Origin of the sequence: Halomonas meridiana, from assembly GCF_009846525.1 — a bacterium.
Lineage (GTDB): Bacteria > Pseudomonadota > Gammaproteobacteria > Pseudomonadales > Halomonadaceae > Vreelandella.
Window position 1 is genome coordinate 3,152,939 of the sequence record NZ_CP024621.1, and the last position, 17,552, is coordinate 3,170,490.

General features: G+C 61.5%; 12 protein-coding genes and 1 pseudogene. 9 read left to right on the top strand and 4 right to left on the bottom strand.

Annotated elements, in window-relative coordinates; translation table 11 throughout:
* Positions 1-20: 20 nt before the first annotated feature.
* Positions 21-3,946, bottom strand: a pseudogene (gene purL / locus CTT34_RS15030) (phosphoribosylformylglycinamidine synthase).
* A 165-nt stretch (positions 3,947-4,111) separates the two neighbouring features.
* Between purL and mltF the strand changes: the two are divergent.
* Positions 4,112-5,578: a membrane-bound lytic murein transglycosylase MltF gene (gene mltF, locus CTT34_RS15035; protein ID WP_159343154.1), complete on the top strand. Its 1,467-nt coding sequence runs from the start codon at positions 4,112-4,114 to the stop codon at positions 5,576-5,578.
* A gap of 5 nt (positions 5,579-5,583) precedes the next feature.
* Here mltF and tadA read toward each other — a convergent pair whose 3' ends face one another.
* The gene (gene tadA / locus CTT34_RS15040) at positions 5,584-6,036 is read right to left on the bottom strand and encodes a tRNA adenosine(34) deaminase TadA (protein ID WP_217353011.1); all 453 of its coding nucleotides are present in this window, start codon (positions 6,034-6,036) and stop codon (positions 5,584-5,586) included.
* 111 nt (positions 6,037-6,147) lie between these two features.
* Here tadA and CTT34_RS15045 point away from each other — a divergent pair, with 111 nt between their 5' ends.
* Complete coding sequence (locus CTT34_RS15045) at positions 6,148-6,969, top strand: acyl-CoA thioesterase (protein ID WP_159343156.1); 822 nt, start codon at positions 6,148-6,150, stop codon at positions 6,967-6,969.
* Positions 6,970-7,196: 227 nt separating this feature from the next.
* Here the strand turns inward: CTT34_RS15045 and CTT34_RS15050 are convergent, their stop codons facing one another.
* A complete protein-coding gene (locus CTT34_RS15050) occupies positions 7,197-8,468 on the bottom strand; it encodes a malic enzyme-like NAD(P)-binding protein (RefSeq protein ID WP_159343157.1) in 1,272 nt (423 codons plus the stop codon).
* A 468-nt stretch (positions 8,469-8,936) separates the two neighbouring features.
* Entirely contained in the window at positions 8,937-9,152 is a 216-nt protein-coding gene (gene rpmE, locus CTT34_RS15055; protein WP_044630499.1) for a 50S ribosomal protein L31, read from the bottom strand.
* Positions 9,153-9,171: 19 nt separating this feature from the next.
* Between rpmE and CTT34_RS15060 the strand changes: the two genes are divergently transcribed.
* From CTT34_RS15060 to ubiE, 7 genes are all read left to right on the top strand, one after another.
* Positions 9,172-11,553, top strand: a complete 2,382-nt coding sequence (locus tag CTT34_RS15060) for a primosomal protein N' (protein ID WP_159343158.1) — start codon at positions 9,172-9,174, stop codon at positions 11,551-11,553.
* A gap of 140 nt (positions 11,554-11,693) precedes the next feature.
* Positions 11,694-13,379, top strand: a complete 1,686-nt coding sequence (gene argS / locus CTT34_RS15065; RefSeq protein WP_159343159.1) for an arginine--tRNA ligase — start codon at positions 11,694-11,696, stop codon at positions 13,377-13,379.
* Positions 13,380-13,382: 3 nt separating this feature from the next.
* Positions 13,383-14,147, top strand: a complete 765-nt coding sequence (locus CTT34_RS15070; RefSeq protein WP_159343160.1) for an SPOR domain-containing protein — start codon at positions 13,383-13,385, stop codon at positions 14,145-14,147.
* Positions 14,148-14,315: 168 nt separating this feature from the next.
* Positions 14,316-14,849 (top strand): ATP-dependent protease subunit HslV, encoded by a 534-nt coding sequence (hslV, locus tag CTT34_RS15075; protein ID WP_044630495.1) that lies wholly within the window; start codon positions 14,316-14,318, stop codon positions 14,847-14,849.
* Positions 14,850-14,858: 9 nt separating this feature from the next.
* On the top strand, positions 14,859-16,181 hold the full coding sequence (hslU, locus tag CTT34_RS15080; protein ID WP_159343161.1) for an ATP-dependent protease ATPase subunit HslU: 1,323 nt from the start codon (positions 14,859-14,861) through the stop codon (positions 16,179-16,181).
* 84 nt (positions 16,182-16,265) lie between these two features.
* Complete coding sequence (locus tag CTT34_RS15085) at positions 16,266-16,649, top strand: gamma-butyrobetaine hydroxylase family protein (RefSeq protein WP_153842493.1); 384 nt, start codon at positions 16,266-16,268, stop codon at positions 16,647-16,649.
* Positions 16,650-16,770: 121 nt separating this feature from the next.
* On the top strand, positions 16,771-17,526 hold the full coding sequence (gene ubiE / locus CTT34_RS15090) for a bifunctional demethylmenaquinone methyltransferase/2-methoxy-6-polyprenyl-1,4-benzoquinol methylase UbiE (protein WP_159343162.1): 756 nt from the start codon (positions 16,771-16,773) through the stop codon (positions 17,524-17,526).
* Positions 17,527-17,552 lie beyond the last annotated feature (26 nt).

The window sequence follows — 17,552 nt, forward strand, 5'->3', positions numbered from 1 at the left end:
TTCGGGTTGGTCACATGATGTTAGCCCAGCCATACCCGCGCATTGCGGAACAGGCGCAGCCACGCACCATCTTCGGTCCACTCCGCCGGACGCCAAGAGTTAGTGACCGCGCGGGTCACCCGCTCAGGGTGCGGCATCATGATCGTCACGCGGCCATCCGGCGTGGTCAGGCCGGTAATGCCCGACGGCGAGCCGTTGGGGTTGGCCGGGTAGCGCGTAGTGACTTGGCCGTAGTTATCGATATAGCGCAGGGCAATTTGGCTGCTCGACTGCATGCTGCGCAGGTGCGCCGTATCGCGGAACTCGGCGCGACCCTCCCCGTGAGCAACGGCGATAGGCAGCTTGGAGCCTTCCATGCCCGCCAGCAGAATCGAAGGGCTCTTCTCTACCCGCACCATCGACACCCGGGCTTCGAACTGTTCGGACTCATTGCGCACGAAAGCCGGCCAGTTTTCCGCACCGGGAATCAGCGTTTTGAGCTGCGAGAGCATCTGGCAGCCGTTACACACGCCCAACGAGAAGCTGTCGTCGCGGTTGAAGAAGGCTTCAAACTGCTCACGGGCGCGCTCGTTGAATAGCACAGACTTCGCCCAGCCGCCGCCTGCACCCAACACGTCGCCGTAGGAGAAACCGCCACAGGCCACCAAGCCTTTGAACTCCTCCAGGGAGACACGGCCTTCGAGGATGTCGCTCATATGCACATCCACCGCATCGAAACCCGCTTTGTGAAAGGCCCAGGCCATCTCTACCTGACCATTGACGCCCTGTTCACGCAGCACGGCCACCGCGGGCTTGGCGGTGTTGAGATACGGCGCGCTGATATCGTCGTTAATATCGAAGGTCGGCGCGGCGCTGAGGCCCGGGTCGCGAACGTCGAGCAGGTTGTCGAACTCGTTCTTCGCACATTCCGGGTTATCCCGCAGCGCCTGCATGCGGTAGCTGGTTTCGGCCCAGGTGCGCTGGGTTAGCTGGCGGGTGGTCTCCAGCAGCGGCTCTTCGAACAGCGTGACACGCACTTGGTCGTCGTAACGCGGGCGGGCAATCACGCCACAGGTTTCGATACCCGCCATGGCGAACTGGGTCAGCACCTCTTCGGTGTGCTGGCGATTGACCTGAATCACCGCGCCCAGCTCTTCGGAGAACAGCGCGTTGAAGGCTTCTACCGGCTCATCGATCAGCCAGTCGAGCTTGATCTCAAGCCCAGCGTGCCCTGCAAACGCCATTTCCAGTAGGGTGACCAGCAGGCCGCCGTCGCTGCGGTCGTGATAAGCCAGCAGCTTGCCGTCGCGGTTCAGACCTTGGATCACTTCGAAAAACGCTTTCAGATCTTCCGGGTCGTCCACATCCGGGCACGCGTCGCCCACCTGGCCATACACCTGCGCCAGCGCCGAGCCGCCAAGACGGTTCTGGCCGTTCCCCAGGTCGATCAAGATCAGATCAGACTCATCCTGCTCCAGGTTGATCTGCGGCGTCAGCGTCGCCAGCGCGTCGGTCACCGGTGCAAAGCCGGTCACCACCAGCGACAGCGGCGAGGTAATGCTCTTCTCTTCGGCGTCATCGCCCTCTTTCCACGCGGTGCGCATGGACATGGAGTCCTTGCCCACCGGCACGGCGATGCCGAGTGCCGGGCATAGCTCCATGCCCACGGCATGAACGGCGTCATACAGCGCCTGGTTTTCACCGGGGTGATCAGCAGCGCTCATCCAGTTGGCGGAGAGCTTGATATCCGACAGCTTGGCAATCGGCGCAGCCGCGAGATTGGTAATGGCTTCTGCCACCGCTAAGCGCGCGCTGGCCGCAGGATTAATCAGCGCCACCGGCGGGCGCTCGCCCATGGCCATGGCTTCACCGGCGTGGGTGTCGAAGCTCGCGGTGGTCACCGCGACGTCGGCCACCGGCACTTGCCAGGGGCCTACCATCTGATCACGGGCGACTTGGCCGGTGATGGAACGGTCGCCGATGGTGATCAGGAAGCTTTTCGAGGCCACCGTGGGCAGGCGCAGCACCCGGTCCATCGCTTCGCGCAGGTCCAGGTTATCCAGCATGACGCCCGAGAGTTCAGGGGTTTGGCGCTCAAACGAACGGGTCATCTTGGGCGGTTTGCCAAACAGCACGCTCATGGGCAGATCGACGGGCTTGGTTTCGAAATGGCCGTCGCGCACTTCCAGGTGGTGCTCCGCCTGGGCTTCGCCCACTACCGCGTAGGGGCAGCGCTCGCGCTTGCACAGCGCGTCGAAGGTATCCAAGTCTTCAGGGGCCACTGCCAGTACGTAGCGCTCCTGGGCTTCGTTACACCAGATTTCCAGCGGGCTCATGCCCGGCTCGGCGTTGGGCACCGCGCGCAGGTCAAACAGACCGCCACGGTTGCCGTCTTTAACCAGCTCCGGCAAGGCGTTAGACAGCCCGCCCGCACCGACATCGTGGATAAAGCGAATCGGGTTGTTGTCGCCCAGCGCCCAGCAGCGGTCGATGACTTCTTGGGCACGACGCTCGATTTCCGGGTTTTCCCGCTGCACAGAGGCGAAATCCAAATCCGCGCTGGACTCACCGGACGCCATACTGGACGCCGCACCGCCGCCCAGGCCGATCAGCATCGCCGGGCCACCCATGACGATCAGCTTACCGCCAACCGGGATCTCGCCTTTTTGCACGTGCTGAGCGCGAATGTTGCCGTAACCGCCGGCAATCATGATCGGCTTGTGGTAGCCGCGACGCTCGATGCCGCCTTCGCTGAGCGCATCCTGCTCATAGGTGCGGAAGTAGCCGGTCAGGTTGGGGCGGCCAAACTCGTTGTTGAACGCGGCACCGCCAATCGGGCCGTCCAGCATGATATTGAGCGCGGACTGCATGCGCTCGGGCTTGCCGTAGTCGAAGGCCTCCCAGGGCTGAACGAATTCAGGAATGCGCAGGTTAGAAACGGTAAAACCGGACAAGCCTGCTTTTGGCTTACCGCCGATGCCGGTCGCGCCTTCGTCTCGAATCTCACCGCCGGAGCCGGTGGCCGCACCGGGAAATGGCGCAATGGCCGTGGGGTGGTTGTGGGTCTCCACCTTCATCAGAATGTGGATCGGCTCTTGGTGGGCATCGTAGCGGGCGCGCTCGCCCTCGGCACCGGTGAGCGGCGTGGGGAAGAAGCGTCCGCCGTGGCTGCCTTTGATCACCGCCGCGTTATCGCTGTACGCAGAGAGCACGTTATCCGGTGACGTGGCGAAGGTGTTCTTGATCATCTTAAACAGCGAGTGGCTCTGGGCCTCGCCGTCGATGACCCAATCTGCATTGAAGATTTTGTGGCGACAGTGCTCAGAGTTCGCCTGGGCGAACATCATCAGCTCCACATCGCTGGGGTTGCGGCCTAGCTCGATAAAGGCCTCGACGAGGTAGTCGACTTCATCATCCGCCAGCGCAAGGCCCAGCTCACGGTTCGCCGTCATCAGCGCGTCGCGGCCGCCTTCCAGAATGTCGACGCTGCCAAGGGGGCAGGCGAGTGGTGGGCGAATAGCTTGCTCGCCTCGGCTACGTCGTCCAGTACGTTTTCGGTCATGCGGTCATGCAGCAGCGCGCTGATCGTTTCTAGCTGCTCAGCGCTGGGGGCGCCACGTAGGCCTACGCGGTAATCGATACCCCGCTCGATGCGACTAATCTGGCTGAGCCCGCAGTTGTGGGCAATGTCGGTTGCTTTAGAGGACCACGGTGACTGGGTGCCCAGACGCGGCACGACCAGAAAGCGCTGCGCGTTATCGGGGGTTTCCTGGTGTTCGTGGCTGCCGTACGCCAGCAGTTGCGCCAACCGCGCCTGGGCGGCCTGATCGAGCTCTTCGTGGTGGTCGATGAAGTGGACGTAATGGGCAGACAGCGCCTCCACCTCCGGAACACGGTCACGCAACACCATTAACAGCCGTTCATGACGGAAGGCGGAAAGGGCGGGTGCGCCTCGCAGTTCGAGCATATCTGAGAGCCTCTAAAGCAGGGAGAGTTCGAGCAGGAAATCACCGGGCCGCTACGCGGCAATCCCACTATGATACTGGAAAGCGGCGTCCACACGAAATCAACAAGGTGACAGCGCCTGGCAGGCTGGGTATCGTGGCAGACTGTTCCATGTTGACCAGCCCTCATGCCGACATCGATTGCCCAACATTTTATCGCTCATTACCGGGCGTATTTCGCGATGATCGCGACACTTCTTCTGATTTTAGTGCCGCGCAGTGCGTCCATGACGAGCGGTGAACACCTTGCGCAAATTCAAGCGAAAGAGTTCATCACGATTCATACTCGCAACACCCCCACCACCTATTACGAAGGCCGCCAAGGGCCGACCGGCTTCGAGTATGAGCTGATGCACCGCTTTGCGGACTATCTAGGGGTCAGCCTCAACCTGAACGCGAGCCACCACCCGGAGAGCGTGCTTCCCGCCGTGCGCGAGCAGGGCGACTTAGGCGCTGCCGCCCTCCCCCTACTGGCAGACTCACCGGGCATTCACTACACCCGCTCCATCATTCAGATGCAGCCGCTGGTGGTGTATCGCCGCGGGCTCAACGGCATCGATGAACCGGCAGATCTCGTGGGCCTGGAGCTGGGCACGCTGAGCGAGGCGGGCACCAGCCAAGCGCTGCGCGCCCTTCAACGTGACTACCCCAACCTTAGCTGGAAAGAGTCTCACGAGCTTGAAGTGGCCGAACTATTGGCGCGAGTAGAAAACGGTATTTTGGATGCGGCGATCATTTTTGATCACCAGTTTCGTTTGAACCGGCTGTTTTTCCCAAACGTCGAACGCGGTTTTTTTCTAGGCGAGCCGCTCTCTCTGGCATGGGCCGTGCCTAGCGGCCGCGGGCTTGGATTATTAGAAGCCGCCAATCAATTTCTCCAGGAGCTACAAGAGAACGGCACCCTGCAACAGCTGGTGAGCCGCTACTTCGGCCATGACGACTATCTGGAGTACGTGGGCACCCGCACGTTCCTCGCCCATCTCGATGAGCGCCTGCCCAACTACACCGAGCTATTCAAGCAAGCGGCCCGCGATACCGGCTTTGATTGGAAGCTACTGGCCGCCGTCGGGTATCAAGAGTCGCACTGGGACCCGACCGCCGTCTCCCCCACCGGGGTTCGCGGCCTGATGATGCTGACCAACCCCACCGCCAGCGAAATGGGCGTGGCCGACCGCACCGACGCCGCACAGAGTATCGATGGCGGCGCGCGCTACCTGCGCAGCATTAAAGACCGACTTCCAGACAGCATTACCGGGGATGACCGACTCTACATGGCCATGGCGGCTTACAATGTCGGTCTTGGCCACCTTTACGATGCCCGTAAGATTGCCGAGATGCGTGGCGGCGATCCGGATCGCTGGCAGGACGTTCGCGCAGCGCTCCCGCTCTTACAGGAGCGTGAGTGGCATAGCCAAACCCGCCATGGCTATGCCCGTGGCGGCGAGCCGGTCATCTACGTGCGCAACATCCGGCGCTACTACGAGATGATCGAGTACGTGGAGCGCAGCCGACAGCAATTCTTTCAGCTAGAGCAGGCGCCCACCAGCGAAGAGCCGCTGCTGCTATTCGATATCGTGCCCCCTATCGAGCCGTAATCTGGCTAGCGCTTCTCGGCAAAGAACTGCTTGAGCAACCGCTTGGCGGGCGTCGCCAGCACGCCGCCCGTCACTGCGATCTGATGGTTGAACCAGGGCTGGGCAAGCAGATTGGCCTTTGACTCCACCATGCCAGTGCGTGGCTCGGGCGCGCCGTATACCAAACGGGCAATGCGCGCATGCACCATGGTGCCTGCGCACATCATGCAGGGCTCTAGCGTCACAAACAGCGTGCAGCCCTCTAAACGGTAGTTGCCCAGCCGCTGCCCCGCCTCGCGTAGCGCGCGCACCTCGGCGTGGCCGCTGGGGTCGCAGCTTGCCAGCGGTGCATTGTGGCCAGCGCCGATGATCTCCCCCTGGGCATCCACCACCACCGCGCCCACCGGCACTTCCCCGGCGGCAAACGCTAGGTGCGCTTGGTCCATGGCGCGGTGCATGTAAAATTCATCGCTGCGTATCAAGGCAAACTCCGCTAAGGTAGCAAAACGATCGTTTTAATAGCGTGATGGCCGCACTGGGTGCGCTTTCAATCATCGGCAGGAAAACGGATAGCACCAAGGATACAGAGAATGAACGATGCGCTGAAGTCACTGGTCAGCTTGTTAGAGCTTGAAACCCTTGAAGAGACGCTCTTTCGCGGCCAGAGCCAAGATTTGGGCTTTCCTCAACTGTATGGCGGCCAAGTATTGGGCCAAGCGCTGGCCGCAGCGGCGCGCACGGTGCCGGATGAGCGCCGCCCGCACTCCCAGCACGGTTATTTTTTGCGCCCAGGCGACCCGCACCGCCCGGTGGTGTATCAGGTCGATACCATCCGCGATGGCGGCAGTTTTACCACCCGGCGGGTGACCGCTATTCAGAAAGGGCGACCGATTTTCTTCTGCAGCGCCTCTTTCCAAAGTGCTGAAGAGAGCATCAATCATCAGCGGGCCATGCCACAAGTGCCCACGCCGGAAGCGCTTATAGAGAGCGGCGATGCCAAACACGCGCGCTTCCCCGGCCACCCTATCGAGTTTTTGCACTTGAAGGATAACCCGGACAGCGCGTCACCGGCGGGGCAGTGTCTGTGGTTCCGCTTTGCTGGTGGGCCGCTACCGGACGACCCGGCGCTGCATCGTCACCTGCTCTCGTATGCATCGGATTTCAACCTGCTGACCACCGGCCTGATTCCTCACGGCATCAAGTACACCGACCCGAAACTGCGCATCGCCAGTCTCGACCATGCCATTTGGCTGCACGAAGATACGCGGCTAGACGAGTGGCTGCTCTACGCCATCGACTCCCCCTGGACCGGCGGCGCACGGGGCTTGGCGAGGGGTCACATCTATCGCCGCGATGGGCGTTTGGTGGCCTCGACGGCGCAGGAGGGATTGGTACGCTATCCGCAGTCTTGAACCTCTGCTTTGAACACCCCTAAAAACAGCAACGCCCGCAGTAAGCGGGCGTTGTAAAATACCGGTCAGCACAACCCTAGACGGGGGCGCTGTAAACCCGTCCTTGGGCGCTACTTTCGCCATCTGACCGCCATGGATGGTGGAAATGCCGAAATTGCAGGGAGCATTTTTCGGCCATGGCGAAAGACCCCCGTTACGGGCTGTCCTGACCTAAGTGGCCTTGTTAATTACCCACCATACACGTCATTAATGGTTTTCAGCGGGTAGTGAGCCGGATACGGCTTGCGGGCCACGCCAGAGTCGACCGCCGCTTGGGCCACTGCTGATGACACACGCGCCAGCAGGCGGATATCCACCGGGGTGGGAATGATGTAATCACGCCCAAAGCTCATCTCGGTACGCTCGTAGGCGTTCAGCACTTCCTGAGGCACCGGCTCGCGGGCCAGGTCTTTCAGCGCGTGAACGGCGGCCAACTTCATAGCTTCGTTAATGCGCGTGGCGCGTACATCCAGCGCGCCGCGGAAGATGAACGGGAAGCCCAGCACGTTGTTCACCTGGTTCGGGAAGTCCGAACGGCCAGTAGCCATGATCACATCTGGGCGCGCTTCGCGGGCTACGTCCGGGTGAATTTCCGGGTCGGGGTTGGTGCAGGCGAAAATCACCGGGTCAGCGGCCATTTTCTTCACCTGCTCCGCAGAGAGCAGGCCCGGGCCAGAAAGGCCGATAAACACGTCTGCCCCGTCGATGGCATCGTCCAACGTGCGCATGTCGGTATCGCGGGCAAACTCCGCCTTGTACTCGTTGATACCGTCACGGTCAGTGTGAATCACGCCGCGACGATCCAGCATGACCAGGTTCTCTTTCTTGGCACCGCAGGAGATCAGCAGACGCATGCAGGCAATCGCCGCCGCGCCTGCGCCCATGCAGACGATTTTCACGTCTTCAATCCGCTTGCCCGCGATATCCAGCGCGTTGAGCATGCCCGCAGCGGTCACAATTGCCGTGCCGTGCTGGTCATCGTGGAATACTGGGATGTTGCAGCGTTCAACTAGCGCCTTTTCGATCTCAAAGCACTCAGGCGCTTTGATATCTTCCAGGTTAATACCACCCCAGGTATCGGCAATGCGGGCAACGGTGTCAATAAACGCTTGCGGGCTTTCGGCGTCTACTTCGATATCAACGGAGTTAATGCCCGCAAAACACTTGAACAGCACGCCTTTGCCTTCCATGACCGGCTTGCTGGCCAGCGGGCCAAGATTGCCCAAGCCCAGAATCGCACTGCCGTCCGAAATAACCGCGACCAGATTACCTTTGCCGGTATAACGGTACGCATTTTCCGCTTCGCGAGCGATTTCGCGAACCGGCTCGGCAACGCCTGGGCTATACGCCAGTGCCAAGTCCCGAGCGGTAGCAGTGGGCTTGGTCAACTCCACGGAAAGCTTACCGGGGATCGGTTTAGCGTGATAATCCAAAGCTGCCTGCTTGTTTGCATCCGTCATGGTCAAGGTCTCATCAGCCTAAAGTAGAAAAGTCGTATCAGAATATAGAAAAACCCTAGGCGCCTCAAGCACGTAGTAAACTTACCTACGAAACGACCGTTTTAGCCACTTTCCCCTCCATTTCGAAACTTTTCTACGTTATTTACTGCAACTTATGCTTCACGCTATCAGCTATAAAGGTTTCCTTATTGATGCAGTGCAGTATTTTTGGAAATAAATTCCAATAGAACAACAAGAGAGTTATCCACACCCACTGGGCGCAATCGCCCTGTGGAAAAGCTAACAAGAAACAAAGAGAGATTGCTTGGTCAGCGAGGAGAGATCGATGCGTCCGCTATTGGCAGCGGGAGAGAGCGGCCGACGAGGCTAACCAAAAGCGTAGCCTTTTAGGGACAAAAAGCCCACGCCGTGGCGTGGGCTTTTGCACAGAGCACGAGACGTGCCTGCGATAGGCTGAATCCGTTAGGATTAGCCGCGCTTGATAGCAGCGCCGAAACGCTTGTTGAAGCGCTCTACGCGGCCACCAGTGGTCGCTTGCTTCTGCTTACCGGTGTAGAACGGGTGGCAGTTGGAGCACACGTCCAGAGAGAAGTCCTGACCAGAAGTAGAACCGACCTGGAAGCTTGCACCGCAAGAACAGTTGGCGGTGACCGTGTTGTAATTCGGGTGGATACCTTGTTTCATCTTGAGCCTCATGAGCTATATGCCGCCACCTGATCCATTGCCAGGCACCGCATACGGGTTTGAAAAAACTGCTAACCGGTTAACCGCTCCATCCGATAGATTCAGAGCGGCCGCGCATTCTAGCAAACTAATCGCCGGAGGCCAATTGTCCGATCCTGTTTCTTCAACGCCCCCTACCCAGGGGCAGCCTCAAGGCGCTTTTCAGGTAGTGAAAGTGGCGCTGCCATCGCCGCTGCGCCGCCTGTTTGACTATCTACCGGCCCCGCGCGCGCCCGCCTGTGGCTGGCAGCCGGGGCTCCGGGTGCGTGTTCCGTTTGGCCGCCGAGAGGTGGTGGGCGTGGTGGTCTCCCTCGCCACCGGCAGCGAGCTCCCCCGCGCGCAGCTACGCGCTATTAGCGAGGCGTTGGATGACGCCCCCCTGCCCAGCGACTGGCAGTGGCTGTGCCACTTTGCGGCGCGTTACTACCAGCACAGCCTGGGCGATACCCTGCAGCACGCCATGCCCGCCAGGCTGCGTCAGGGTCACCCGATGGCAGGGCGCACCCAAACCCTGTGGCTTTCTCTCCCCAACGATGAAACGGCCCTGGCGCGCGCGCCTAAACAGGCAGCGCTTTATGCGCTTCTTCGCCAGCACCCCCACGGACTTCCAGGCCGCGCCGTGAGCGCCCATGGCTTCACTCGGGACCAGCTATTAGCGCTGCAAAAGAAGGGCTTTACCGAGCCTCAAGAGATCACCCTGACTGCCGCTCAACCCACCGGCGGAAGCTTACTCGCCTCGCCGTCGCTGCCGCTCAACCGTGAACAGGCCGCTGCGCTCGCCGTGCTGCATGAAAAACTCGACGGCTACCACCCCTGTTTATTGGAAGGCGTGACCGGCAGCGGTAAGACCGAGATTTACTTACAGCTCATCGAAGCGCTCGCTGCCAAAGGAAAGCAGTCCCTGGTGCTCGTGCCCGAAATTGGCCTCACGCCACAAACGCTCGCGCGGTTCAAAAGCCGCTTTCGCGTACCGGTGGTGGCGCTGCACTCCGGGCTTACCGACCCAGAGCGCTTGGATGTCTGGGAAGCCGCCGCCAACGGCCGTGCGCTGGTGATCATCGGCACCCGCTCGGCTATTTTCACCCCGCTGGCGAACCCTGGGGCAATCATCGTCGACGAGGAGCACGACGGCTCGTACAAACAGCACGACGGGCTGCGCTACCACGCGCGGGACCTTGCCGTTGCCAGAGCGCACTATCACGGCATTCCCCTGCTGCTGGGCAGCGCGACGCCTTCGTTTGAAAGCCTGCAGCAGGCGCTTACGGGCGCTTACCGCCACCTGCGGCTGACCCAGCGCCCTAGCCGTCACCCGCCCGCCAAGTTAGAGCTGATCGACCTGCGTCATCAGCGCCGCCAGGGCGGGCTGCTGCCGGGGGCCATCAAAGCCATCAAAAGCACGCTTGCGGCGGGCAAGCAGGCGCTGGTATTCATCAACCGGCGCGGCTTTGCGCCGAGCCTGGCTTGTCATAGCTGCGGCTGGATGGCCGAGTGCGGCCAGTGCGATGCGCGTATGACGCTACACCGCCAGCCGCCGCTGCTGGCCTGCCACCACTGCGATAGCCGCCGAGCGCTGCCCGATGCCTGCCCAGAGTGCGGCAGCGGCGATTTGCGTGCGCTGGGTAGCGGCACGGAGCGCACCGAGGAGACGCTACAAGGGCTGTTCCCTGACACCACCGTTCACCGTATCGACCGCGACAGCACGCGCAAAAAAGAGAGCTTCGAGCAGGTGCTCAAAGAGATTCATCGCGGCGAACCCTGCCTGCTGGTGGGCACTCAAATGCTCGCCAAAGGCCACCACCTGCCCCACGTCACCTTGGTGGTGGTGGTCAACGCCGATGGCGGCCTCTACGCGGCGGACTTCCGCGCCCTAGAGCACAGCGCACAGCTATTGGAGCAAGTGGCGGGGCGCGCAGGCCGCGCCGCCCACCCTGGCCGGGTGCTAGTGCAAACCCTCCACCCGGATGACCCACATCTAGGACAGCTGGCCGAACATGGCTACGGCGCACTGGCCCGCAACCTGCTGGAAGAGCGCCGCATCGCCAAGCTGCCGCCGTTTTGCTTTATGGCGCTGCTACGCGTAGAAAGCCCACAGGAGCAGGCGGCGCTCGCGCTGGCTCAACACGCCGCCCAGGCGCTGCGCCAGTGGTTGAAGGACGCCCAGCTGCCCGTGCGCTGCCTGGGGCCCGTGCCCGCCCCCATGGAGCGTCGCCAAAACCGCTACCACATTCACGTCATGATCACCGCTGACAAACGTAGCCACCGCCACGCCGCCGCTAACTGGCTGGTGCAGTGGCTAGAAGCCAACCGCGAGGCGCGCAAAGTGCGCTGGTCGATGGATATCGACCCACAAACCCTGGCCTGACCGCCAGGGGGCGCACAACGCTGGCGCGCCGAAGGGAATACGGCTTTGAAACTGCGCGCCAATTGCCGATAATGGCCGCTTTGCCGCTGCATTCTCTGGGCGACTGCACACGCCGCCACCGACGACATCCGGATATTTACATGAAAGATACGATTATTTCTCTGCTCGAAGGCGCGGTTGACGCGCTCAAGCACCAAGGCGTGCTGCCCAACGATTTAACGCCCGCCATCAAGGTGGATCCCACCAAAGACAAGGCCCATGGCGACTACGCCACCAACCTCGCACTGATGCTGGCCAAGCCCTCCGGCATGAAGCCCCGTGAGCTGGCCGATACCCTCGTCGCTGCCCTGCCCGCCAGCGACGCCATTCAAAAAACCGAGATTGCCGGCCCTGGGTTCATCAACTTCTTTGCTGCCGCCGACGCCGCCGCGCAAATCGTCGCCCAAGTGCTGGATAGCGGCGATGCCTTCGGCCGCAGCCTAATCGGTAAGGGTGAAAAAGTGCAGGTGGAGTTCGTTTCCGCCAACCCCACCGGCCCGCTCCACGTTGGTCACGGCCGCGGCGCGGCGATTGGCGACTGTCTCTGCCGCCTGCTGGAAGCCACCGGCTACGACGTTACCCGCGAGTTCTACTACAACGACGCGGGCGCGCAGATCAAAAACCTGGCGCTCTCCGTTCAAGCCCGCGCCAAACACCTCGGCCCCGACGATGCTAGCTGGCCGGAGGATGGCTACCGCGGCGAATACATCATCGATGTCGCCAACGACTACATGGCAGGTAAAACCGTCACCGCCGATGATCGGGAAGTGACCGCCAAAGCCGATGCAGACGACCTGGACGCCATTCAGGCCTTCGCCGTGGCTTGGCTGCGCCGCGAGCAGGATCTAGACCTCAAAGCCTTTGGCGTCGAGTTTGACGTTTACTTCCTGGAGTCCTCGCTCTACGAGGACGGCAAGGTCGAGGCCACCGTCGAAAAACTGGTCGCCAATGGCCACACCTATGAAGAAGACGGCGCCATGTGGCTGCGCACTACCGACTTCGGTGATGACAAAGACCGTGTGATGCGCAAGCGCGAAGGGGGCTACACCTACTTCCTACCCGACGTGGCGTACCACCTCGACAAGTGGCAGCGCGGCTTCACCACCGTGATCAACGAGCAGGGCGCCGATCACCACTCCACCGTGACGCGGGTGCGGGCGGGGCTGCAAGCGCTAGAAGTGGGCATCCCGACAGGCTGGCCCGACTACGTGCTGCACCAGATGGTGATGGTCACCCGTTCTGGGGTCGAAGTGAAGCTCTCCAAGCGCGCAGGCAGCTACGTCACCGTGCGCGACCTGATCGACGAAGTGGGCCGTGACGCCACGCGCTTCTTCCTGGCGGCACGGCGCGCGGACTCTCAGTTGACCTTTGATATCGACCTAGCCCGGTCGCAGTCCAACGACAACCCGGTGTATTACATTCAGTATGCCCACGCGCGGGTGTGCAGCATGTTGCGCAAAGCCGAAGAGGCAGGCCAACCCTTCGATCACAGCATCGCCACGGCCCACTTGGCACTGCTCGATAGCGATCAGGAGAAAGCGGTGCTGAACCGGTTGGCCCGCTATCCGGAGGTAGTCGAACACGCCGCCAAGAACCGCGAGCCGCAACAAGTCGCCCAGTACCTGCTGGACTTGGCCGGTGACTTCCACACCTGCTACAACGCGGTCAAAGTGATGGTCGATGACGACACCCTGCGCAATACTCGCTTGGCGCTGGGCTTGGCAGTGCGCCAAGTGCTGCGCAACGGCCTTGATCTGATGGGTGTCAGCGCCCCAGAGGAGATGTAATTCATGGCCAGCCCGCGTAATAAGCCCGCCCGCCGCGGAGCCACCACGCAGCGCAAATCGCCCCGCCGCTCCGGCGGCGGGCTGCGCATACCCGGCTGGCTATGGGGGATTGCCGGGGTGGCCGCTGGTTTCTTCCTCGCTCAGCACCAGCACGGCACGGCTCCCTGGCAGGAGCAAAGCGAGACACCCCAGGCCACGGTGCTGCCCAAGCCGGCCGGTAGTGACGAACGCAGCGCCGCGCGGCAAACCGAAACGCCTGCCGAACAGGCGATGCCCACCTTCGAGTTCTACACGCTGCTACCCGAAACCGAAGTCATCGCTCCAGGTGGGGCTGTGCCTTCCAACGTCACACCGCCCACCTTGGCAGCCAGTGACGAGGACACCGAGCGCGATAGGGCCACGACGGACTCGTCAGAGAGTACAGCTAGCGCCTCAGACAGCGCGGCGGACGACCCCATTGCCCAGGTCATTGCCGCCAACACGCGCCCCAGTGATCAGGCAGCCGCCGTTCAGCAGGCCCCGGCCAGTGCTTCGAACCGCTACATGCTGCAAGCAGCCTCGTTTCGCGAGCTGAGCGATGCCGAGCAGCTGCGCAGCCGCCTGCGCAACCTGAGCCTGCTGGCGCAGATCAGCGAGGTACAGGCCAACGGCGACACTTGGCACCGGGTTCAGGTCGGCCCTTACGACGACACCCGCGAGCTCAATCGCGCCCAGGACCTGATGAGTACCCAAGGCATCGAGCCGCTGCTGATCCAGCTACAGAACTAATCCCCACGGCGTGACACGCCTGCCGCCACCTTTTATCGGATGGCTTTCGCTTGCGGGCGGTTGATTTTTTATCAGCCGCCCGCATTTTGTTGAGAATCGCTTTTTATACGGCCGCTCGCTGCGGCCGATCAGTCATCGGGAGCGCGTCTCCCCCAAGGAGTTATCTCCATGACCACGATTGTTTCCGTTCGCCGCGGTAACCAGGTTGCCCTCGCAGGCGACGGCCAAGTCTCGCTTGGCAACACCGTCATGAAAGGCAATGCCAGCAAAGTACGCCGCCTGTATCGCGGCAAGGTGTTGGCCGGTTTCGCCGGTGGCACCGCCGATGCGTTTACCCTGTTCGAGCGTTTTGAAGCGCAGCTCGAAAAGTATCAAGGCCATTTGACCAAAGCCGCCGTCGAACTCGCCAAAGATTGGCGCACCGACCGCGCGCTGCGCCGTTTGGAAGCGCTGTTGGCCGTCGCCGACCACAGCGCCTCATTGATCATTACCGGTAACGGTGACGTGGTCGAGCCGGAGCGCGGCATCATCGCCATTGGCTCTGGCGGCAACTTTGCCCAGGCCAGCGCCCGAGCGCTGCTCGAGAACACCGAGCTGTCCGCTCGCGAAATTACCGAAAAATCCCTCGCCATCGCTGGTGACATCTGCGTATTCACCAATCACCACGTGACGCTCGAAGAGCTGAACATCAACGAACGTTGAGGCCCCTTTATGACCCAGATGACACCCCGCGAAATCGTTCATGCGCTGGACCAATACATCATTGGCCAGCAGGATGCCAAGCGCGCCGTAGCCATTGCCCTGCGCAACCGCTGGCGCCGCATGCAGCTCGACGACGAGCTGCGCCCCGAAGTCACGCCGAAAAACATTCTGATGATTGGCCCCACTGGCGTAGGTAAAACCGAAATTGCCCGACGCTTGGCGAAGCTCGCCCGCGCGCCGTTCATCAAGGTAGAGGCCACCAAGTTCACCGAAGTGGGCTACGTAGGCCGCGACGTCGAGTCGATCATTCGCGATCTGATGGAAGCGGCGATCAAGATGGTTCGCGAGCATGCCAAAGAGGAAGTGGGCCACCGCGCCGAAGACGCCGCTGAAGACCGCGTGCTCGATGCGCTGCTGCCGCCGCCCCGGGGCCAGGAAGATAAGCCCCGTGAAGATAGCGGCACCCGCCAGACCTTCCGCAAAAAGCTGCGTGAAGGCCAGCTCGACGATAAAGAGATCGATATCGAAATCTCTTCCCAAGGCCAGGGCATCGATATCATGACCCCACCGGGCATGGAAGAGATGACCAGCCAACTGCAGAGCCTGTTCTCCAACATGGGCCAGCAGAAGCGCGAGCAGCGCCGCGTGACCGTCAAAGAGGCGCTGGTGCTACTGCGTGACGAAGAGGCCGGCAAGCTGGTCAACGAAGAAGAGATCAAAGCCCGCGCCGTGGAAGCCGTCGAGCAGCACGGCATCGTGTTCCTGGACGAGATCGACAAGGTCGCCAAGGGCAGTGGCCAATCCAGCGGTGGCGAAGTCTCCCGCGAAGGCGTGCAGCGCGACCTGCTGCCGCTGATCGAAGGCTCGACGGTGTCGACCAAATACGGCATGGTCAAAACCGACCACATCCTGTTCATTGCTTCCGGTGCTTTCCACCTGTCGCGGCCTTCCGACCTCATTCCGGAACTGCAGGGTCGTCTGCCCATTCGCGTCGAGCTGGATGCGCTCACACCGGGCGACTTCAAGCGGATCCTCACCGAGCCTTCTGCTTCGCTCACCAAGCAGTATCAAGCACTGCTGGCCACAGAAGGGCTCGACGTCGAGTTCACCCCGGACGGCATCGAACGCATTGCCGAGATTTCCTGGCAGGTGAACGAAGGAACCGAGAACATCGGCGCTCGTCGTCTGCACACAGTCATGGAGCGCTTGCTGGAAGAGGCGTCGTTCAAAGGGGGAGATATGGACAGCCCCTTGGTCATTGACGCCGACTACGTCAATGCTCAGCTAGGCGAGCTGGCGGTCGACGAGGACCTGTCGCGCTACATTCTGTAGGCGCCACTTTCGGTAGAGCCACCGGCAGCCTGCTCGCATTGGCGGGCAGGCTGCTTTTGCGATTGATCGTTATGAGGTGCCCCCATGAACGCCCCGACACCCACCCGGGTTCACTATCATAAGCAGGCGCGTGAGCTGGAACTTGGCTACGCCAGCGGCGAGACGTACCGGCTTCCCGTCGAACTTTTGAGGGTTTACTCCCCCTCCGCCGAAGTGCGCGGCCACGGCGGTGATACGGCCGTGCTGCAAGTGGGTAAAAAGGATGTCGGCTTACAGAACATTACCCAAGCCGGTAACTACGCCCTCAAACTGCACTTCGACGACGGCCACGATAGCGGCCTGTATAGCTGGAACTATCTTTTCGACCTCGCCACCCACCAAGACGCTTATTGGCAGAACTATCTCGAGCGCTTGGAGGCGGCAGGGGCCTCTCGCGAGCCTGCAGGCATTCAATTCAAGCAGCTGTGACGCGCTGCCCCAGGCCAGGCGCAGACAAATTGGGGTCGAGAAGGCTACAATGTTGCCAACCATTGATTGCGATGACCTAACGGTCGACAACTACCGCCTCGAATTCGGGAGCTAAAGCCCCATGAGCCCCACGGAAAAGCGCACTACCCATTTTGGCTACCAAGAAGTGCCGGTCGACGAGAAAGCCTCCCGCGTGGCCGACGTCTTCCATTCGGTGGCCGCTCGTTACGACGTGATGAACGACCTGATGTCCATGGGCATCCACCGGGTCTGGAAGCGACTCACCATCGAACGTGCTGGCGTCCGCCCAGGGCACCAAGTGCTCGACATTGCGGGCGGCACTGGCGACCTCACCCTCAAGTTTTCCCGCTTGGTAGGCCCGCGTGGCAAAGTGGTGTTGGCCGATATCAACGCCTCCATGCTCAAGGTCGGCCGCGACAAGCTGATGGATAACGGCGTGGGCGGCAACGTCGAGTACGTGCAGGCCAACGCCGAGTGCCTGCCCTTCCCGGATAACAGCTTCGACTGCATCACCATTGCCTTTGGTCTGCGTAACGTCACCGATAAAGACGCCGCGCTGCGCTCCATGGCGCGGGTACTGAAGCCCGGCGGACGCCTGCTGGTGCTGGAGTTCTCGAAACCCAACAACCCGCTGCTCTCCAAAGCCTATGACGAGTACTCCTTCCGCCTGCTGCCCAAAATGGGTGAGCTGGTCGCCGGTGATGGCGAGAGCTACCGCTATTTGGCCGAGTCGATTCGTATGCACCCGGATCAAGAGACGCTGAAGGGCATGATGGAGAACGCAGGCCTGGAACGGGTGGAGTACACCAACCTGACCGGCGGTATCGTGGCCCTCCACCGCGGCATCAAACTATGACACAGCAGCAAACAGCGATGATCCCT

Excerpts from the sequence above, each read along its gene's own strand:
- hslV (WP_044630495.1), top strand. The coding sequence starts at position 14,316 with ATGACCACGATTGTTTCCGTTCGCCGCGGTAACCAGGTTGCCCTCGCA.
- argS (WP_159343159.1), top strand. The coding sequence starts at position 11,694 with ATGAAAGATACGATTATTTCTCTGCTCGAAGGCGCGGTTGACGCGCTC.
- CTT34_RS15070 (WP_159343160.1), top strand. The coding sequence starts at position 13,383 with ATGGCCAGCCCGCGTAATAAGCCCGCCCGCCGCGGAGCCACCACGCAG.
- CTT34_RS15060 (WP_159343158.1), top strand. The coding sequence starts at position 9,172 with ATGCCGCCACCTGATCCATTGCCAGGCACCGCATACGGGTTTGAAAAA.
- CTT34_RS15085 (WP_153842493.1), top strand. The coding sequence starts at position 16,266 with ATGAACGCCCCGACACCCACCCGGGTTCACTATCATAAGCAGGCGCGT.
- CTT34_RS15045 (WP_159343156.1), top strand. The coding sequence starts at position 6,148 with ATGAACGATGCGCTGAAGTCACTGGTCAGCTTGTTAGAGCTTGAAACC.
- CTT34_RS15050 (WP_159343157.1), bottom strand. The coding sequence starts at position 8,468 with ATGACGGATGCAAACAAGCAGGCAGCTTTGGATTATCACGCTAAACCG.
- hslU (WP_159343161.1), top strand. The coding sequence starts at position 14,859 with ATGACCCAGATGACACCCCGCGAAATCGTTCATGCGCTGGACCAATAC.
- rpmE (WP_044630499.1), bottom strand. The coding sequence starts at position 9,152 with ATGAAACAAGGTATCCACCCGAATTACAACACGGTCACCGCCAACTGT.
- ubiE (WP_159343162.1), top strand. The coding sequence starts at position 16,771 with ATGAGCCCCACGGAAAAGCGCACTACCCATTTTGGCTACCAAGAAGTG.
- mltF (WP_159343154.1), top strand. The coding sequence starts at position 4,112 with ATGCCGACATCGATTGCCCAACATTTTATCGCTCATTACCGGGCGTAT.